The organism is Streptomyces sp. NPDC002265 (genome assembly GCF_040296125.1).
Lineage (GTDB): Bacteria > Actinomycetota > Actinomycetes > Streptomycetales > Streptomycetaceae > Streptomyces.
The window spans coordinates 1-14180 of sequence record NZ_JBEOWS010000046.1 but is presented as its reverse complement, the minus strand read 5'-3'; the positions used below and the strand labels follow the sequence as shown (position 1 = coordinate 14180).

Genomic DNA, 14180 nt, shown 5'->3' with positions numbered 1-14180 from the left:
CGCGTTCTCCCGGTCGACGTCCGTGCCCCGAGTGACCCCGCGGGGCGCCTGCGACCCCAGTCAGCTGAGGGTCAGGTCCGTAGTGATGGTTTCCCAGAGTGCGTCGAACCATTTCCGGGACTGCTCCACGAACGCGGCGTCCCGCTCCCCCGCGCCCCGCTCGAAGGAGAACAGCACGGACTCGGAGCCCAGCACGTCGTACATGTCCATGGTCCCGCTCTCGGTGGTCTCCTCCCGGAGCTTGATCATGTAGTACGCCATCAGCGCCTCCGTCCCGTTGAGCAGGTACAGCTTCACCGGCGGGGTGAAGGGCAGGGCGCGGAAGGTGACATTCACCTCGATGCCGTGGGAGGAGCGCAGCGAGCGCAGGTTGTGCCGCAGGACCTGTCCCTGGGCGTTGCGCATCGCCAGCCACCGCTGGTGGACCGGGTCGTCGTCCCCGCGCCCGTCGACCGGGATCGGGAAGGCCAGGTCGATGTTCCGGCTCGGCAGCAGGATCCGCACGTCGATCGACTCGGGCCGGACGTGGTCCCCGTGGATCAGGCGCAACGGCTCGCCCAGGGCCATCATCAGGCTCTCGGCCGTGAGGCAGGCCGCGTCGATCCGCACGTGCCTGGCCTTGAACGCCTCCGTGAGCCGGGGGGCCAGGCCGACCATCGTCGGCTGCGGCCGGTGGTCGGCCGGTGCCGGTTCCGCGATCCGCGGCGGGCTGCCCTTGCTCACGTTGCTGAGCAGACCGTCGTCCTGGAGTGCGCGCAGCGCCTGGCGCACGGCGCCGCGCTCGACCTCGAACTCCTCGGCGAGCTCGGCCTGGGTGGGCAGCCGGTCGCCCGCCTTGAGCTCTCCGACGCGGATGCGTTCCCGCAGGACGTCGGCGACGTCCTGCGCCGATCTCCTGCCGCCGTTCACTGCCACGTTCTCCTGAGCCACGACCAAACGCTACAACTTAGATCCATCTACCGGGAGTTGTTTGAGAGTTGTTTACGACTGGCTGCCAAGTGGGGACTAATTCCTTGGAGTTGGCTGCCAACTTATCCGAGTTGGCGGAAGGTTTGCTTCCTCTCGACCAGCCTTCGGCCTCCGGCCGCCCGCGCCTGGCCCGACCCGCACCGTCCCGCCCCGCACCGCAGTGCTCCGACCCGCACCGCCATGTTCCGCACCACCACGTTCCGTCCCGCCCTGTCCCGTCCGGCAGCCCGAAGGGGGAACCACCGTGCCCGCCGCTCTCGCTCTCCTGACCACCGTCCTCGGCGTAGGCCTGGAACAGACCGTCCAGTGGAAATACGGCGCCGCCGGCGTCATCGGCCTGCTGCTGCTCTCCATCGGCATCAGGGCCAGGAACCCGACCGTCAGCTCCATCGGGGCCGTCATGCTCGCCGCCCTGGTCACCAGGCCCGCCGTGTGACGCTGCGCCGCCCTGACCGCCTGTCGTGGGAGACGTCAGTCCGTGAGCTCCAGCTCCGAACTGATCGTCTCCCACAGTGCGTTGAACCACAGGTGCGACTGCTCCACGAACGTCGTGTCCCGCAGCCCCACGCCCCGCTCGAAGCCGAACAGCATCGACCGGGTGCCCTCGGCGTCGTACATCTCCAGCGGCTCGTGGTCGATCTCCTCCTCCCGGCGCACCAGCGTGTAGTAGGCGAACAGGGCCTCCACCCCGTTGAGGAGGTAGAGCTTGACCGGCGGCGTGAAGGGCAGCGCGCGGAAGGTCACCCGGACGTCGATGCCGTGCGTGGAGCGCAGGGCCAGCAGGTTGTGCCGGAGCACCTGCCCCTGCGCGTTGCGCTGGGCCAGCCAGCGGCGTTGCAGGCGCTCGGGCTCCGAGCGGTCGACCGGCGCCGGGAAGGCCAGGTCGATGTTCCGGCTCGGCAGCAGGATCCGCACGTCGACCTTGGCCGGTTCTATACGCCCCTCGTGGATCCGGCGCAGCGGCTCGCTCATGGCGAGGGTGAGGGAGACCGAGGTCAGGCAGAGCGCGTCGATCGAGACGTGCGGGGCCGCGAAGGCGCCCGCGACACGCGGCCCGAGGGCCACCATGGTGGGCTGCGGCGGGACCTCCGGGCCGGTCGGCGCCCTGCCGAGGCCCAGGTCGGAGGCGACGGTCGCCGGACTGCCCTTGGAGATGTTGGTGAGCAGCCGCTCCGTCTGGAGGATCCGCAGCGCCTCCCGCACGGCCCCGCGCTCGACCCCGAACTCCTGGGCCAGCTCGGCCTGGGTGGGCATGCGCTGGCCCGGCCGCAGCACCCCGGACCTGATCCGGGTGCGCAGCACGTCGGCCACCTCGCGGTGTGTCACCTGTGGCCGCTGTGGCCTTTTCCGCCCACTGGCGGAGGCGGGTTCCGGGTCCACGACCAAACCCTACAACTTCCCGCCATCTTTGGGCAGTTCACGGGAAGGTGGTTATGAGCCGCTTCCAAGCGGAGATAACTACAGTGAAGTTGGTCGCCAACTTAAGCAACATGGTCAGACCGATGGCGGGTTGGCCGCCAGGGGGGACAAGGAGAGACCGTCATGCCGCTCGTCGCCGTCGCCGTCGCCGCCCTTGCCATCGGCTTCGAACAGATCGTCCAGTGGAGGTACGGGCCGATGGGACTCATCGCGTTCGTCGCGCTGACCGTCGGACTCAAAGCCAGGAACACCGCGATCAGCGGTGTCGGAGCGGTCATCCTCGTGATGCTGCTCGCCCAGTCCGGCTGACCGGGCTCCCTTCCGGAGGGGAGCCGGGAGCCTGGTCCGTCTGCACCACCGCACAACAACCACAACCGAACAGCACCAGCTACGGATGCGTGGTACCGCACTGCCGCATCACAGCGACACAGCACCGCCGTCGGCCGGAAGGAGGTCTCAGAACATGTCCGGGCACCAGGGCCGCCTGGACGTACGCAGCAGGGCGTCGGCCATCCGGGCGGCGCCCGCTCGTTCTTCCCGGACCCGGCCCAGCGCCGCCAGCCGCACCGCCGACTCGTCGCCCAGCCACAGGGTCGCCAACTCGGCGACGTCCAGGGTGAGATCGGCGTCCGCCCGGGTCGGTGTGCACACCCCGGCCCCGCCCGCCGCGGTCTGCAACCGGTAGCGTCCGCCGGTCAGCCCGGCCCGGTCCACGACCTCCAGCACCAGCTCGCCGGCCCCGTCGTAGGTACGCGCCTCCAGGGCCCGTACGACGTCCAGCAACCGCACCCACAGCCAGTCCGCCTGCCGGGTGATCCGGGCCGACCTGACGTCGGGGAAGAAGAACGGGAGCAGGTCGTCCGGGGCCCGCCAGCCCGTCTTCACCCGCGCCACCCAGTCGATCGAGCACAGGTACCGCCACAGGGCGCGCTCGGCCGCCGGGGTCGAGGCGATCAGCCAGTCCACGCTCGCCGTGACGCGCGGCTGCTTGGCGTCGTCCCACACGGTGTCGCACTCGTAGGACACCAGGCCCTCGACCTCGCCGTCCGCCGAGCGGTACACGGCGTAGAACGGCTCGGTCCACGACGTGTCGAAGCGTACGACGCCGGTGTTCACCCGCCACCACAGGTCGTCGCGGCTGATGGCGCCCGGCTGGCCGCGCCGCACCCGTTCGTGCAGCTCGGGGCCGAACTTGCGCACCTCCTCGCCCTCCACCAGGTCGATGCGGCCACCGTCGTCCGGGACGGTGGCGCGGGGGTCGAGGCCGGTGCGGGCGGTGTCGACGACCCACTCGGCCGTCGAGGTGGCGGGACCGAAGCCGTAGCGGCCGTAGATCCGGTACTCGGCCGCGATGAGGGTGGCCACCACGTCGCCGCGCTCCTTCGCCGCCGCCAGGTCCTGGCTCATCATCCGGGTGAGCAGACCCCGGCGGCGATGGGTGGCGGTGACCGTGACGTTGGAGATGGCGTCGGCCTGGACCGGGGTGCCGCCGACGGCCGTGAGTTCCTGGGCGAAGGAGCGGAAGGTGGCGACGCAGCGGGAGCCGTCGAAGGCGCCGAGCAGCCGGCCCGGCACGAACTGCTGACGGCGGCCCGCGAGTTGTTTGCCCGAACTGACCGGCTCGCGCAGGAAGCCGGTGTTCAGGGCGCGGAGCCAGTCGGCGAGTTCGGGCTCGGTGATCGGACGGACGTCGAGGGCGGGGCGGCTCGTCATGAGGTCACGGTAGGTGGGCGGCACGGGAGTGTCGCGCGCATTTCCCCGGACATGTCAGACGAGCAGGTCGTCGACCTGCGCCTCCCCCTCGCGGTACCGGCGGGCGATCTCCGCACTGCAGTCGTCCGCCGTCCGCTGCCACTGCTGCCGCCGACGGGAGACCTGCTGCTCGTACCGTACGAGCCGGCCCATCCCCTCGCTCAGTTCCGGGTCGGTGCGGGCGCCCAGGTCCGAGAGTTCGACCTCGGCGAGCATCTCCGAGGCGAGCAGCCGGTACTCCTCGCTGTGCGGGGTGCCCAGCGTGACATGGCGGGCGGAGGAACGCTGCCGGGCCGGGGCGTCGGTCAGGATCTCCGGGAGCCGGGCGAAGACGGACGCCCCGTCCGGGGTGTCCACCGGGGACGCCGGACCACGCCGGGCCAGCTCCGCGCGCAGGATGTCGATCCGGCCCTGGAGCAGCCGCCGGATGTAGCTGAGGTCGGCCTCGTCGCGCTGGGCGTCCCGGCGCAGGGTGCGCAGCTCGGCCAGGCTCAGCGCGGCCAGGTCGTGCTCGGCCGGCTGCCACGGGCTGTCGGTGCGCTGTGCGGGCGGCCTGGGGGCAGCCGTGGACGACTGTCCGGTGAGCCCGGTACTCGGTGTGCTCATGTGCCTCTACCCGTCCCCTCGACCGGCGTGTGGCGCCATCGTGCCACCCCAAGTGGCCACTATGGGAACGAGTGCACCCGATCGGCCCCAGATGGGGGTATACGGATCAAAAAAGACCTGGTAGCAACCCTGCGCGAACTGCTCTTCGGACCGCCCGTCCACCGGGCCGTCGGTCGGGCCGTCCGCCGGGCCCGGCATGATGGGCGTATGCGTGCAGTGGTGCAGAGAGTGGACGGCGCGAGCGTCGTCGTCGACGGCAGGACGGTCGGGGAGATCATCGGCGAGGGACTGTGCGTCCTGGTCGGGGTGACCCACGACGACACCCCGGAGAAGGCGGCCCAGCTCGCCCGCAAGCTGTGGTCGATCCGGATGCTCCAGGACGAGAAGTCGTGCAGCGACATCGCCGCGCCGCTCCTGGTGATCAGCCAGTTCACCCTGTACGGCGACGCCCGCAAGGGCCGCCGCCCCACCTGGAACGCGGCCGCCCCCGGCGAGGTCGCCGAGCCGCTCGTCGACGAGGTGGTCGCCCAGCTGCGCTCCCTGGGCGCGACGGTGGAGACGGGCCGGTTCGGCGCGCAGATGCGGGTGTCGCTGACCAACGACGGCCCGTTCACCGTCCTGCTGGAGATCTAGGGCCTTCTACGGCTCGACGACGACTTCCTGCGCCGCCGCCGTCTCCCCCGCCAGCAGCCGCGCGTCCACCGGTACGTTCCGCTTCACCAGCGCGAGGGCGATCGGGCCGAGCTCGTGGTGGCGTACGGACGTCGTGACGAAGCCGATCTTCCGGCCGTCGGGGCCCTCGTCCGCGACCCGCAGCTCCGTGCCGTGGGCGGGCAGGTGGACCTCGCTGCCGTCGAGGTGCAGGAAGACCAGGCGGCGCGGGGGCTTGCCCAGGTTCTGGACCCGGGCGACCGTCTCCTGGCCCCGGTAGCAGCCCTTCTGGAGGTGGACCGCGGTGCCGATCCAGCCCAGCTCGTGCGGGATGGTGCGGTGGTCGGTCTCGAAGCCCAGCCGCGGCTGGTGGTGCTCGACGCGCAGCGCCTCGTAGGCGAGCAGTCCGACCGGCGGGCCGGCCTTCGCCATGTACTCCTCCAGCTGCGCGCGCGGCAGGAAGAGATCACGGCCGTACGCCGTCTCGCGTACGACGACGTCCTGCGGCACCTCGGTGATCGAACCGGCCGGCAGGTGCACGACCGCGAGGTCGGCGGTCCGGTCGGCGACCTCCACCCGGTAGAAGAACTTCATCGACTCCAGGTACGCGATCAGCTCGTCCTGGGTGCCGGGCTCCACATGGGCCCAGGCGGTCGTGCCGTCGTCCACCAGGTACAGGGCGTGTTCGATGTGGCCGTGCGCGGACAGGATCAGCGCCTCGGTGGCCTCGCCGGCCGGCAGCTCGCTGACGTGCTGGGTGAGCAGCAGGTGCAGCCAGCTCAGCCGGTCCTCGCCGGTGACGGCGACGACCCCGCGGTGCGAGAGGTCGACGCATCCGGTGCCGTCGGCGAGGGCGCGCTGCTCGCGGAACAGGTCGCCGTAGTGGGCGGCGACGCCTTCGTCCACACCCTCGGCGGGGACCGCGCCGGGCAGGGACAGCAGAGGGCTCTTCATGGGCACAAGCCTACGACTTGGTAATTGAACTCTTGAGCGTGCAGTCCTTGCACCGGCCGAAGATCGCGAAGTGCTTCATGTCGGTGTCGAACCCGAAGGTGTCGCGCAGTTTGGCGGTGAAGTCGGCGGCCACCTCGACGTCCGCCTCGATGACGTTCTGGCAGTCACGGCAGACCAGGTGGATGTGGTGGTGCCGGTCGGCGAGGTGGTACGTCGGCGCGCCGTGCCCGAGATGCGCGTGGCTGACCAGCTCGAGCTCCTCCAGGAGCTCCAGGGTCCGGTAGACCGTGGAAATGTTGACCCCCGACGCCGTCTTCCTCACTTCCACGAGGATTTCGTCGGGGGTCGCGTGCTCCAGGGTGTCCACGGCTTCGAGCACGAGCTGCCGCTGCGGCGTCAGCCGGTAGCCACGCTGCCTGAGGTCGCTCTTCCAGTCCGTACTTCCGGTGCTCACCACACAGGAAAGTCTAGGAGACTACTTGAAGAAGGCGATCCCGTCGTCCGGCATGTCGTCCGGCAGGGCCTTGGCCCAGCGTTCGACCTCCTCCGGGGTGACGGCCTTCTTCAGGTGGGCGGACATGTAGGGGCGCAGCTCGACCTCGGGGGTCTGCTTCTCGCCGACCCACATGAGGTCGCTCTTGACGTAGCCGTACAGGCGCTTGCCGCCGGTGTACGGACGGGAGGCGGCGGTCCGCGCCACCGCGTCCGTGACCAGGTCGATCTGCGGCTTCTTGTCGGCGAGTTCGCCGTACCAGATCTCGATGACGCCGTCGTCGCGGGTCATCGTGACCTCGACCTTGCGGTCGGCGTCGATACGCCAGAAGCCGGACTCCGACTCCAGGGGGCTGACCTTGTTCCCGTCGTTGTCCAGGACCCACGTGTGGGAGTGGTACTCCAGGAAGTCCCGGCCGTCGTGCGTGAAGGTGACCTCCTGGCCGAAGTTGCACTTCTCGGAACCGGGGAAGTCGTGCACGCCCGCACCGGCCCAGGAGCCGAGCAGGAAGGCGAGCGGGACGAGGTCCTTGTGCAGGTCGGACGGGATCTCGATCATGAGTGGCAGTCCCTAGAGGTTGATCAGCGCTGGCCCTGGTACAGCTTCTTCACGGTCAGCCCCGCGAAGGCGAGGACGCCGAGGCAGACCAGGACCAGCAGGGTTTCGAAGAAGATCTCCACGGATGCTCCTTGGGATGAGCGTGGTTGCGCACGTAGACAAGGCCGGGACCCAGCTTACGCGGCTGGGCCCCGGCCCTCTCCGTGAGGTACGCCCTGCGGGTCAGCCGAGCAGTTCGCTCTGCAGGGCGACGGTCTGCTGGAAGGGGACGGCGGCGGCGGTTCCCTTGCGGGACTGGACGATCACTGCGATGACGTCCCCTACGCTCAGGTAGGCCTGCCGTACCTGCTCCGCGCCGTAGGGCTTGACCTCGTCGTAGACGTTGCGCGAGACGCCGGTGATGTAGGCGGCCTCCGGGTAGGCCCCGTCGAACTGCACCTTTTCGGTGCCGCGGGCGGCGAACCGGGGGCCGTCGTACTCGGTGAACCTCCCGGAGACGGTGTCAGCCGTCGTACCCGTGTCGAACTGGAGCAGGTAGACGGCGGTGTGTGTGCCGTCCTCAGTGGTCCAGCCGCGGGCAGCCACGTGCCGCAGTCCGTTGTCGGTCAGCAACTGACCGGCCTCGTCGCGGTCCTTGCTCGCCCCGAACACCGCCAGGAAGTCCTTCGTCGGCAGCCAGCCGTCGGTGCCGCGCAGGGCCTTGTCCTCCGTCGCCCCCGCGGGTGCGGGCAGCACCAGACCCCGCAGGTCCGCGTAGTGGGCACGGGCCCAGTTCTTGGGGTCCTCCGGGTGCGGACTGCCCGACGGCAGCGGTGGCCGGGTGATCTCGGGGTATGCCCAGCGGCCGTCCGACGCGGTGGCGAGACCGGGTACGTCGGTGCGCTCCATGCTCGTGATCCCGTACGCCGTGCCCGCTCCGAACGCCGCGAAGACCGTGATCACGGCGGTCCAGCGCAGGACGGCCCGCAGTACACGGCGGTCCTTCGGGACGGCGGGCAGGTCGGCGACCGGCACGGCGGCCGGGGATTCCTCCGCGGGGGACGCCTCGGTGACGTCCTGCCGGACCGGGACCTGCTCTGCGGTCGCCTCGGGGGTGACCTCGGCCGACGTCCCGGCGGCCACGGCGGCCTGCTCGTCGGTCGCCTCGGGAGCCTGCGGTTGCTCGGTCATACGGCCTGTCCCGGGTCGTCGATACGGTCGAGTTGCGCGGTGAAGAACTCGGCGACGGGCTTCCCCGGGATCGGGTCCTGGCTGACCACGGTGGCGTTGACCACCACGTCTCCCACGTACCCGGCGCAGAACGCGCGCCCCAGGTCCTCGCCCTTGCCCTTGGGGGTCAGGTAGCACCCCGCGTCCTTGTGACCCGCGATCTTGGGGCCCTTGCGGAAGACGTCCGTGGCGCCGAGGAAGGTGTTGAAGGAAGTCACCTGCCGGCGTACGGCGTCAGGGTTCGCCAGCCGCGACAGGGTGACGTCGATCGTGAACGTGTGCCAGTCGCTGGAAAAGGCCCGCAGGCGGACATAGCTCCGCATCGCCGTGCCCTGGATCCGCTCCCTGTCGATCGCCTTCTCCAGCTCCCGGCGGGTGGCGCTGGGCAGACCCTTGATCGACTCCTTGCGCAGGGCGTTGGCCTGCGCCTCGCCGAACTCGGCGTCGTAACCGAACTTCCCGTTGTCGGGTCCGGGCTGGTAGTCGTCGGTTCCGAAGGGCAGGAACAGAGCACTCAGCCCCGCCCCGGACTTGCCGCTCCCGCCGCCCTTGGCGTCCTTGTCGTCGCCCGCGGCCGGCGCCGGGTTCTTCCAGGTGGGCTTGCCGGGGTCGCGGTCGGCGTCCTGGACGGTCACCACGGTGTACCCGACCCCGCCGACGAGCGCGCAGGCCAGCAGCACTGAGCCGGCGACGGCGGCGATGCGGCCGGGGCGGACCCTGCGAGCGGCCTTCCCGGCCACGGAGCCGACGGCCGTCTCGCCGAGAGTGCCTTCGACCGCCTCGGAGGTCTCAGGAGTGCCGGACTTCTCGGGGTTCTCGCTCACAGCTTGCCCACCTGCCGCTCGGCCAGGTCCATGATCTTCGCCTTGGGGATCGGCTTGCTGTCGTTGATCCAGATCTCCATGTAGACGTCGCCGCGCCAGGCATGCGCTTCCGCCGTGTAGAACGGGAGGTAGCCGGGCTTCCGGTCGGGTGTGTCATGGACGTACACCGTGCCGTTCCCGTCCCCGGTACCGGGGATGGGCCAGTCACGGGTGTGGCCTTCCTTCTCGGCCCAGTAGTGGCCGTTGTCGGACCACTCGGACGCCGCCGCCTTGCTCTCCTGCCGGAACTGCGTGAGCACGATCTCGACGTTGTACGTACTGCCCGACCGCCAGGAGATCCCGGCCGAGCGCCGGAACTCGTCCTCGGCGAGATTGCTGAACGCGTTGGCCGGCTTGTCGTACCGCTCCGCGTACTCGGCCAGGCTCTCCCAGCCCTCATCGCCCATCGGGATCTCCTTCGTCCCCTTGGGCCGGTCGAGCAGCAGCTTGCGCAGGTCTCCGTCCATCTTCACCTTGCGGTCCTGCGCCGCGGACAGCGGTTCGACCTCGCCCCCGGCCTGCTTGACCACGGCCTGGGAGAGCGAGGGCAGCGCGGTGGGGGCGCGGTCCGCCTGGACGAGATAACCCACGCAGGTACCGGCGACGGTACCGAGCACCGCGGCCCCGGCGATCATCGCCGTCGTGCGCCCACGACGGCGGGGACGAGGCGATCCGGCGTCCGCCACAGCTTCCGCCGCGTCCGCCGCGTCCGCCTCCCCCGCGGCTTCCGCGGCTTCCGTCTCTTCTGCTGCCTCTGCCGCCTCTGCTGCTTCCGTCTCTTCGGCCGTCCCGGCCGTCGTCTCCGCCACTGCCGTCTCCGCCACCCCGGCGGCCCCTGCACCGCTCACTGCCTCTTCGGCTCTTTCGGGATCTTCCACAACATCCCCTTCAGCGCATGAAGCGCGAATTCCACATACGCGCTCCACAGGAGACTCATGGTGAATGCAGGCAGTTGTAAGGAAGTTGATTACGATTCAGCCATGGCGAAGAAGCTCGTGATCAAGGTGACGGCGGGTGCCGACGCGCCCGAACGCTGCTCTCAGGCGTTCACGGTCGCGGCGGTGGCCGTGGCCAGCGGGGTCGAGGTCTCCCTGTGGCTGACCGGCGAGTCCTCGTGGTTCGCGCTGCCCGGGCGGGCGGCCGAGTTCGAGCTGCCGCACGCGGCGCCGCTGCCGGACCTGATCGACGCGATCCTGGTCGGCGGCCGGCTGACCCTGTGCACCCAGTGCGCGGCCCGCCGGGACATCACGGAGAAGGACGTCGTCGAGGGCGTACGGATCGCGGGCGCACAGGTGTTCGTGCAGGAGGCGCTGGGCGACGAGACACAGGCGCTCGTCTACTGACGTACCGGGGGCTGTACCGGGGGCGGCGGACGGACAGGCCCTACGCCACCCACAGGCAGAACGGGTGTCCTGCCGGGTCGAGGAGCACCCGTACGTCGTCCTGCGGCTGGTACGCGGCGGGCGTGGCCCCCGCCGCGACGGCCCGTGCCGTCTCGGCCTCCAGGTCGTCGACCTCGATGTCCAGGTGCAGCATCATCTGCTGCTCGCCGGGCGCGCGCGTGGGCCAGGCGGGCGGTACGTACGCCGGCTCGGTCTGGAAGGACAGGGCGAGACCCGGCAGACCCGGCGGCGGGCCGATGAGCACCCAGTCGGGTTCGTCGGCGCGCACCTCGTAGCCGAGCAGGCCCAGATAGAAGGCGGCCAGTTCGTGCGCGTCGGGCGCGTCCAGGACGACGGTCGACAGCCTCGCGGGTGACATGCCCGTCTTCCTACCGGGGCGGCATCCTCCCGTCCAGCTACCGGGGCCGCTTCTTCCCGTCCAGCTCGTCCCACCACTCGTCGGACTCGCGGTCGCCCGAGGGGTCGTCCCACCAGCGGTCCTCGGGTCCGCGGCGGTTCGCCACCATCGCGGCGACCGGCGGGATGACCATGGCGACCACGCACATGCCCACGGCCGCCGGGATCGACCACAGGCGCACGACCGCCCACGCCAGGACGAAGAGGCCGATGCAGAACCCCATCATGGCGAAGTAGACGTGCCGCCGGCGCGCGTACATACCTCCAGCGTAGGACCGCGCCCGTGGGACCGCGCATGCCGAAGGGCCGCATCCCAGGCGTCCAACCCGCGGGATGCGGCCCTTCGGTGGTCCACCGCGTCGCTCAGACCGCGATCGCGACCTCGGCGAGGCCGCCCTGCTCGGCGACGACCGTGCGGTCGGCGCTGGCGCCGGGAACGAGGGCGCGCAGCGTCCAGGTGCCCTCGGCCGCGTAGAAACGGAACTGGCCCGTGGCCGAGGTGGGGACCTCGGCGGTGAACTCACCGGTCGAGTCCAGCAGACGGACGTAGCCGACCACGGGCTCGCCGTCCTTCGTCACCTGACCCTGGATCGTGGTCTCACCGGGCTTGATCGTCGAGGCGTCCGGGCCGCCGGCCTTCGCTCCACACATGTCGTACTCCTGAAGGGGGTGATGAACGGTCGGGCGGATTGCTTACTTGTTGGCGCCGAGCTCGATCGGCACACCCACGAGGGAGCCGTACTCGGTCCACGAGCCGTCGTAGTTCTTGACGTTCTCGACACCGAGCAGCTCGTGCAGGACGAACCAGGTCAGGGCCGAGCGCTCACCGATCCGGCAGTAGGCGATGGTGTCCTTGGCCAGGTCCACCTGCTCGTCGGCGTACAGCTCCTTGAGGGCGTCGTCCGACTTGAAGGTGCCGTCGTCGTTGGCGTTCTTCGACCACGGGATGTTGCGGGCGGTCGGGACGTGGCCCGGGCGCTGCGACTGCTCCTGCGGCAGGTGCGCCGGGGCGAGCAGCTTGCCGGAGAACTCGTCGGGCGAGCGGACGTCGACCAGGTTCTGCGTGCCGATGGCAGCCACGACGTCGTCGCGGAAGGCGCGGATGGCCTTGTTCTGGGGCTTGGCCTGGTAGGAGGTCTCGGTGCGCTCGGGCACCTCCGAGACCAGCTCGCGGGCGTCCAGCTCCCACTTCTTGCGGCCGCCGTCGAGGAGCTTGACGTTCTCGTGGCCGTACAGCTTGAAGTACCAGTAGGCGTAGGACGCGAACCAGTTGTTGTTGCCGCCGTAGAGGATCACCAGCGTGTCGTTGGCGATGCCCTTGGCCGACAGGAGCTTCTCGAAGCCGTCCTGGTCGACGAAGTCACGGCGGACCGGGTCCTGGAGGTCCTTGGTCCAGTCGATCCGGATCGCGTTCCTGATGTGGTTCTTCTCGTACGCGGACGTGTCCTCGTCGACCTCGACGATGGCGATGCTCGGGTCGTCCAGGTGTTCCTGGACCCAGTCGGCGTCGACCAGGACCTCGCTGCGGCGGCTCATGCTCTTTCTCCTCCGGGCAGTTGCGGCGGGCGTGCAAGTGAGAGGGGTGCGCACACACGGATGGGGCGCACGGATGCCCAGGCCAGGGCAGGGGGATGTGGAAGTCGGTGCTTCCGCTCAGAAGGGGCGACAGAGCATGGCGGCGACGCGGCACAGGTCTACTGCCCGCCGCTTCGTGAGGTCCGCCTGTCGCTTCATGGACTCGATCGTAGGGACGGACGGCCCGGCATGTCACCGGCGTGTCGTATTTTGAGACGCGATCGTCCACATTGTAGGACGAGAAAGGCGCCCGGACCGCCGTGACACGGCTTCCGGGCGCCTGCGTGTGCTGCCGCGCCTACCCCGCGGACCGAGGCGTCTCGCCTGTCGGACCGCTGACGTCCGCCTGACGTCCGGCTGACGCCTGACTGACGTCGTCCTACCCGGCCAGCCTGACGTTCGAACCCTGCACCGAGATCTCCACCCCTTCGCCCGTCGGCTCGACCTTGTCCAGCCGGACACCGCCCGGCAGGTCCTGGATGGCCTGCTGGAAGTCGGTGATCGAGCGGACCGACTTCTCGGCGACACCGGCGCCGAGCTGGCCGGGCATCGAGTCCGCGCGCACCTGCACGCTGTCGCCCTTGACCGTGACCGTGCTGAGCACGGGCACCGGGCGGGGCAGCTTGACGCCGAGGACGGTCGCGTCGACCATCACCTTGATCTTGCCGTTGCCGCCGTCGGACAGGCCCACGACCTGGGCGCTCACCCCGGGCCCCACGTCGGTGGGCTCGGACTTGGCGGCCTTGAGCAGCTCCTCGTAGGAGATCGTCGCGGTGCCGGTGGCGGTGGCCGCGGTGGCGGAGCTGTAGTCGCCCGAGAAGGCGACACCCTTCATGTGTGCCTTCAGATCGTCGATACGGATCTTCCCGGCGCCGTTGCCCGCGGCCGCGTCGTAGTCCTTGATGCCGATCTCGACATCGTCCAGCTCACCGCCCGCGACCTGGGTGAGGAACGGGAAGCCCTTGATGGAGACGTCCGGGGTGCCGGCCAGTCCCTCGCTCGTTCTCAGCTTGTCCGCCACCTCGCCCTCGGCGAAGTGCGCGGCGACCCGGTCCACGACGACGAAGAGCACGCCCAGGATCACGACGAGGATCAGAAGTATTCGCAGCGCACGCATTCGGTGTTCTCCCCCACCTTGACGGTCGGTCAGCCAGGACGACAGTCACGGTAGCCCCGGCACGTGGGACCGTCGCGGAATTGTCGATCACCTGTGACATGCCACGGGCACCGCAGCTTCCTGCGGAAACGGCCCGGGGGCGGCCGGGAGACAGCCTGACCCGCGGGCTCGACGGTCCGTCATCTGCTCGCCCACACCTCGGGGCTGGCGTTCGA

The 14180-nt window shown here is 70.0% G+C and carries 20 protein-coding genes; 4 read left to right on the top strand and 16 right to left on the bottom strand.

What is annotated here, in order from left to right; all coding sequences use genetic code 11:
- Positions 1-60: 60 nt before the first annotated feature.
- Entirely contained in the window at positions 61-936 is an 876-nt protein-coding gene (locus ABT085_RS11380; RefSeq protein ID WP_351604708.1) for a GntR family transcriptional regulator, read from the bottom strand.
- A gap of 277 nt (positions 937-1213) precedes the next feature.
- Here ABT085_RS11380 and ABT085_RS11375 point away from each other — a divergent pair, with 277 nt between their 5' ends.
- Positions 1214-1405, top strand: a complete 192-nt coding sequence (locus ABT085_RS11375) for a hypothetical protein (RefSeq protein ID WP_351604706.1) — start codon at positions 1214-1216, stop codon at positions 1403-1405.
- 35 nt (positions 1406-1440) lie between these two features.
- On the opposite strand, the gene ABT085_RS11370 is transcribed toward ABT085_RS11375, so the two are convergent.
- The gene (locus tag ABT085_RS11370; RefSeq protein ID WP_351604704.1) at positions 1441-2355 is read right to left on the bottom strand and encodes a winged helix-turn-helix domain-containing protein; all 915 of its coding nucleotides are present in this window, start codon (positions 2353-2355) and stop codon (positions 1441-1443) included.
- Between the two features lie 156 nt (positions 2356-2511).
- Here ABT085_RS11370 and ABT085_RS11365 point away from each other — a divergent pair, with 156 nt between their 5' ends.
- Positions 2512-2697, top strand: coding sequence for a hypothetical protein (locus ABT085_RS11365; RefSeq protein WP_351604702.1), 186 nt, complete (start codon positions 2512-2514; stop codon positions 2695-2697).
- A 147-nt stretch (positions 2698-2844) separates the two neighbouring features.
- On the opposite strand, the gene ABT085_RS11360 is transcribed toward ABT085_RS11365, so the two are convergent.
- Entirely contained in the window at positions 2845-4101 is a 1257-nt protein-coding gene (locus ABT085_RS11360) for a GNAT family N-acetyltransferase (protein WP_351604700.1), read from the bottom strand.
- A 54-nt stretch (positions 4102-4155) separates the two neighbouring features.
- Positions 4156-4746, bottom strand: coding sequence for an RsiG family protein (locus ABT085_RS11355; RefSeq protein WP_351604698.1), 591 nt, complete (start codon positions 4744-4746; stop codon positions 4156-4158).
- A gap of 207 nt (positions 4747-4953) precedes the next feature.
- Between ABT085_RS11355 and dtd the strand changes: the two genes are divergently transcribed.
- Positions 4954-5379 (top strand): D-aminoacyl-tRNA deacylase, encoded by a 426-nt coding sequence (gene dtd, locus ABT085_RS11350; protein ID WP_351604696.1) that lies wholly within the window; start codon positions 4954-4956, stop codon positions 5377-5379.
- A 6-nt stretch (positions 5380-5385) separates the two neighbouring features.
- On the opposite strand, the gene ygfZ is transcribed toward dtd, so the two are convergent.
- The 6 genes from ygfZ to ABT085_RS11320 form a co-directional block, all read right to left on the bottom strand.
- On the bottom strand, positions 5386-6351 hold the full coding sequence (gene ygfZ, locus ABT085_RS11345; RefSeq protein WP_351604694.1) for a CAF17-like 4Fe-4S cluster assembly/insertion protein YgfZ: 966 nt from the start codon (positions 6349-6351) through the stop codon (positions 5386-5388).
- A gap of 10 nt (positions 6352-6361) precedes the next feature.
- Positions 6362-6808, bottom strand: coding sequence for a Fur family transcriptional regulator (locus ABT085_RS11340; RefSeq protein ID WP_351604692.1), 447 nt, complete (start codon positions 6806-6808; stop codon positions 6362-6364).
- Between the two features lie 18 nt (positions 6809-6826).
- On the bottom strand, positions 6827-7402 hold the full coding sequence (locus ABT085_RS11335; RefSeq protein WP_351604690.1) for a heme-binding beta-barrel domain-containing protein: 576 nt from the start codon (positions 7400-7402) through the stop codon (positions 6827-6829).
- A 222-nt stretch (positions 7403-7624) separates the two neighbouring features.
- Complete coding sequence (locus ABT085_RS11330; protein WP_351604688.1) at positions 7625-8572, bottom strand: hypothetical protein; 948 nt, start codon at positions 8570-8572, stop codon at positions 7625-7627.
- Positions 8569-9435, bottom strand: coding sequence for a hypothetical protein (locus ABT085_RS11325; protein ID WP_351604686.1), 867 nt, complete (start codon positions 9433-9435; stop codon positions 8569-8571). Before ABT085_RS11325 ends, ABT085_RS11330 begins: the two co-directional genes overlap by 4 nt.
- Positions 9432-10322 (bottom strand): hypothetical protein, encoded by an 891-nt coding sequence (locus ABT085_RS11320; RefSeq protein ID WP_351604684.1) that lies wholly within the window; start codon positions 10320-10322, stop codon positions 9432-9434. Before ABT085_RS11320 ends, ABT085_RS11325 begins: the two co-directional genes overlap by 4 nt.
- Before the next feature lie 132 nt (positions 10323-10454).
- On the opposite strand from ABT085_RS11320, the gene ABT085_RS11315 reads away from it, so the two are divergent.
- Positions 10455-10817 (top strand): DsrE family protein, encoded by a 363-nt coding sequence (locus tag ABT085_RS11315; protein WP_351604682.1) that lies wholly within the window; start codon positions 10455-10457, stop codon positions 10815-10817.
- A gap of 40 nt (positions 10818-10857) precedes the next feature.
- Here the strand turns inward: ABT085_RS11315 and ABT085_RS11310 are convergent, their stop codons facing one another.
- From ABT085_RS11310 to ABT085_RS11285, 6 genes are all read right to left on the bottom strand, one after another.
- Complete coding sequence (locus ABT085_RS11310) at positions 10858-11235, bottom strand: VOC family protein (RefSeq protein ID WP_351604680.1); 378 nt, start codon at positions 11233-11235, stop codon at positions 10858-10860.
- Positions 11236-11272: 37 nt separating this feature from the next.
- Positions 11273-11533, bottom strand: a complete 261-nt coding sequence (locus tag ABT085_RS11305; RefSeq protein WP_351604678.1) for a DUF3099 domain-containing protein — start codon at positions 11531-11533, stop codon at positions 11273-11275.
- 103 nt (positions 11534-11636) lie between these two features.
- The gene (locus ABT085_RS11300; RefSeq protein ID WP_152885624.1) at positions 11637-11924 is read right to left on the bottom strand and encodes a DUF1416 domain-containing protein; all 288 of its coding nucleotides are present in this window, start codon (positions 11922-11924) and stop codon (positions 11637-11639) included.
- A 42-nt stretch (positions 11925-11966) separates the two neighbouring features.
- Positions 11967-12809, bottom strand: a complete 843-nt coding sequence (locus ABT085_RS11295; RefSeq protein ID WP_351604676.1) for a sulfurtransferase — start codon at positions 12807-12809, stop codon at positions 11967-11969.
- Positions 12810-12926: 117 nt separating this feature from the next.
- A complete protein-coding gene (locus ABT085_RS11290) occupies positions 12927-13007 on the bottom strand; it encodes an Ms5788A family Cys-rich leader peptide (RefSeq protein WP_350751515.1) in 81 nt (26 codons plus the stop codon).
- Between the two features lie 220 nt (positions 13008-13227).
- A complete protein-coding gene (locus ABT085_RS11285; RefSeq protein ID WP_351604674.1) occupies positions 13228-13965 on the bottom strand; it encodes an LmeA family phospholipid-binding protein in 738 nt (245 codons plus the stop codon).
- Between the last annotated feature and the right edge of the window lie 215 nt (positions 13966-14180).

Excerpts from the sequence above, each read along its gene's own strand:
- ABT085_RS11315 (WP_351604682.1), top strand. The coding sequence starts at position 10,455 with ATGGCGAAGAAGCTCGTGATCAAGGTGACGGCGGGTGCCGACGCGCCC.
- ABT085_RS11310 (WP_351604680.1), bottom strand. The coding sequence starts at position 11,235 with ATGTCACCCGCGAGGCTGTCGACCGTCGTCCTGGACGCGCCCGACGCG.
- ABT085_RS11300 (WP_152885624.1), bottom strand. The coding sequence starts at position 11,924 with ATGTGTGGAGCGAAGGCCGGCGGCCCGGACGCCTCGACGATCAAGCCC.
- ABT085_RS11285 (WP_351604674.1), bottom strand. The coding sequence starts at position 13,965 with ATGCGTGCGCTGCGAATACTTCTGATCCTCGTCGTGATCCTGGGCGTG.
- ABT085_RS11290 (WP_350751515.1), bottom strand. The coding sequence starts at position 13,007 with ATGAAGCGACAGGCGGACCTCACGAAGCGGCGGGCAGTAGACCTGTGC.
- ABT085_RS11330 (WP_351604688.1), bottom strand. The coding sequence starts at position 8,572 with ATGACCGAGCAACCGCAGGCTCCCGAGGCGACCGACGAGCAGGCCGCC.
- dtd (WP_351604696.1), top strand. The coding sequence starts at position 4,954 with ATGCGTGCAGTGGTGCAGAGAGTGGACGGCGCGAGCGTCGTCGTCGAC.
- ABT085_RS11295 (WP_351604676.1), bottom strand. The coding sequence starts at position 12,809 with ATGAGCCGCCGCAGCGAGGTCCTGGTCGACGCCGACTGGGTCCAGGAA.
- ABT085_RS11305 (WP_351604678.1), bottom strand. The coding sequence starts at position 11,533 with ATGTACGCGCGCCGGCGGCACGTCTACTTCGCCATGATGGGGTTCTGC.
- ABT085_RS11360 (WP_351604700.1), bottom strand. The coding sequence starts at position 4,101 with ATGACGAGCCGCCCCGCCCTCGACGTCCGTCCGATCACCGAGCCCGAA.
- ABT085_RS11335 (WP_351604690.1), bottom strand. The coding sequence starts at position 7,402 with ATGATCGAGATCCCGTCCGACCTGCACAAGGACCTCGTCCCGCTCGCC.
- ABT085_RS11355 (WP_351604698.1), bottom strand. The coding sequence starts at position 4,746 with ATGAGCACACCGAGTACCGGGCTCACCGGACAGTCGTCCACGGCTGCC.
- ygfZ (WP_351604694.1), bottom strand. The coding sequence starts at position 6,351 with ATGAAGAGCCCTCTGCTGTCCCTGCCCGGCGCGGTCCCCGCCGAGGGT.
- ABT085_RS11365 (WP_351604702.1), top strand. The coding sequence starts at position 2,512 with ATGCCGCTCGTCGCCGTCGCCGTCGCCGCCCTTGCCATCGGCTTCGAA.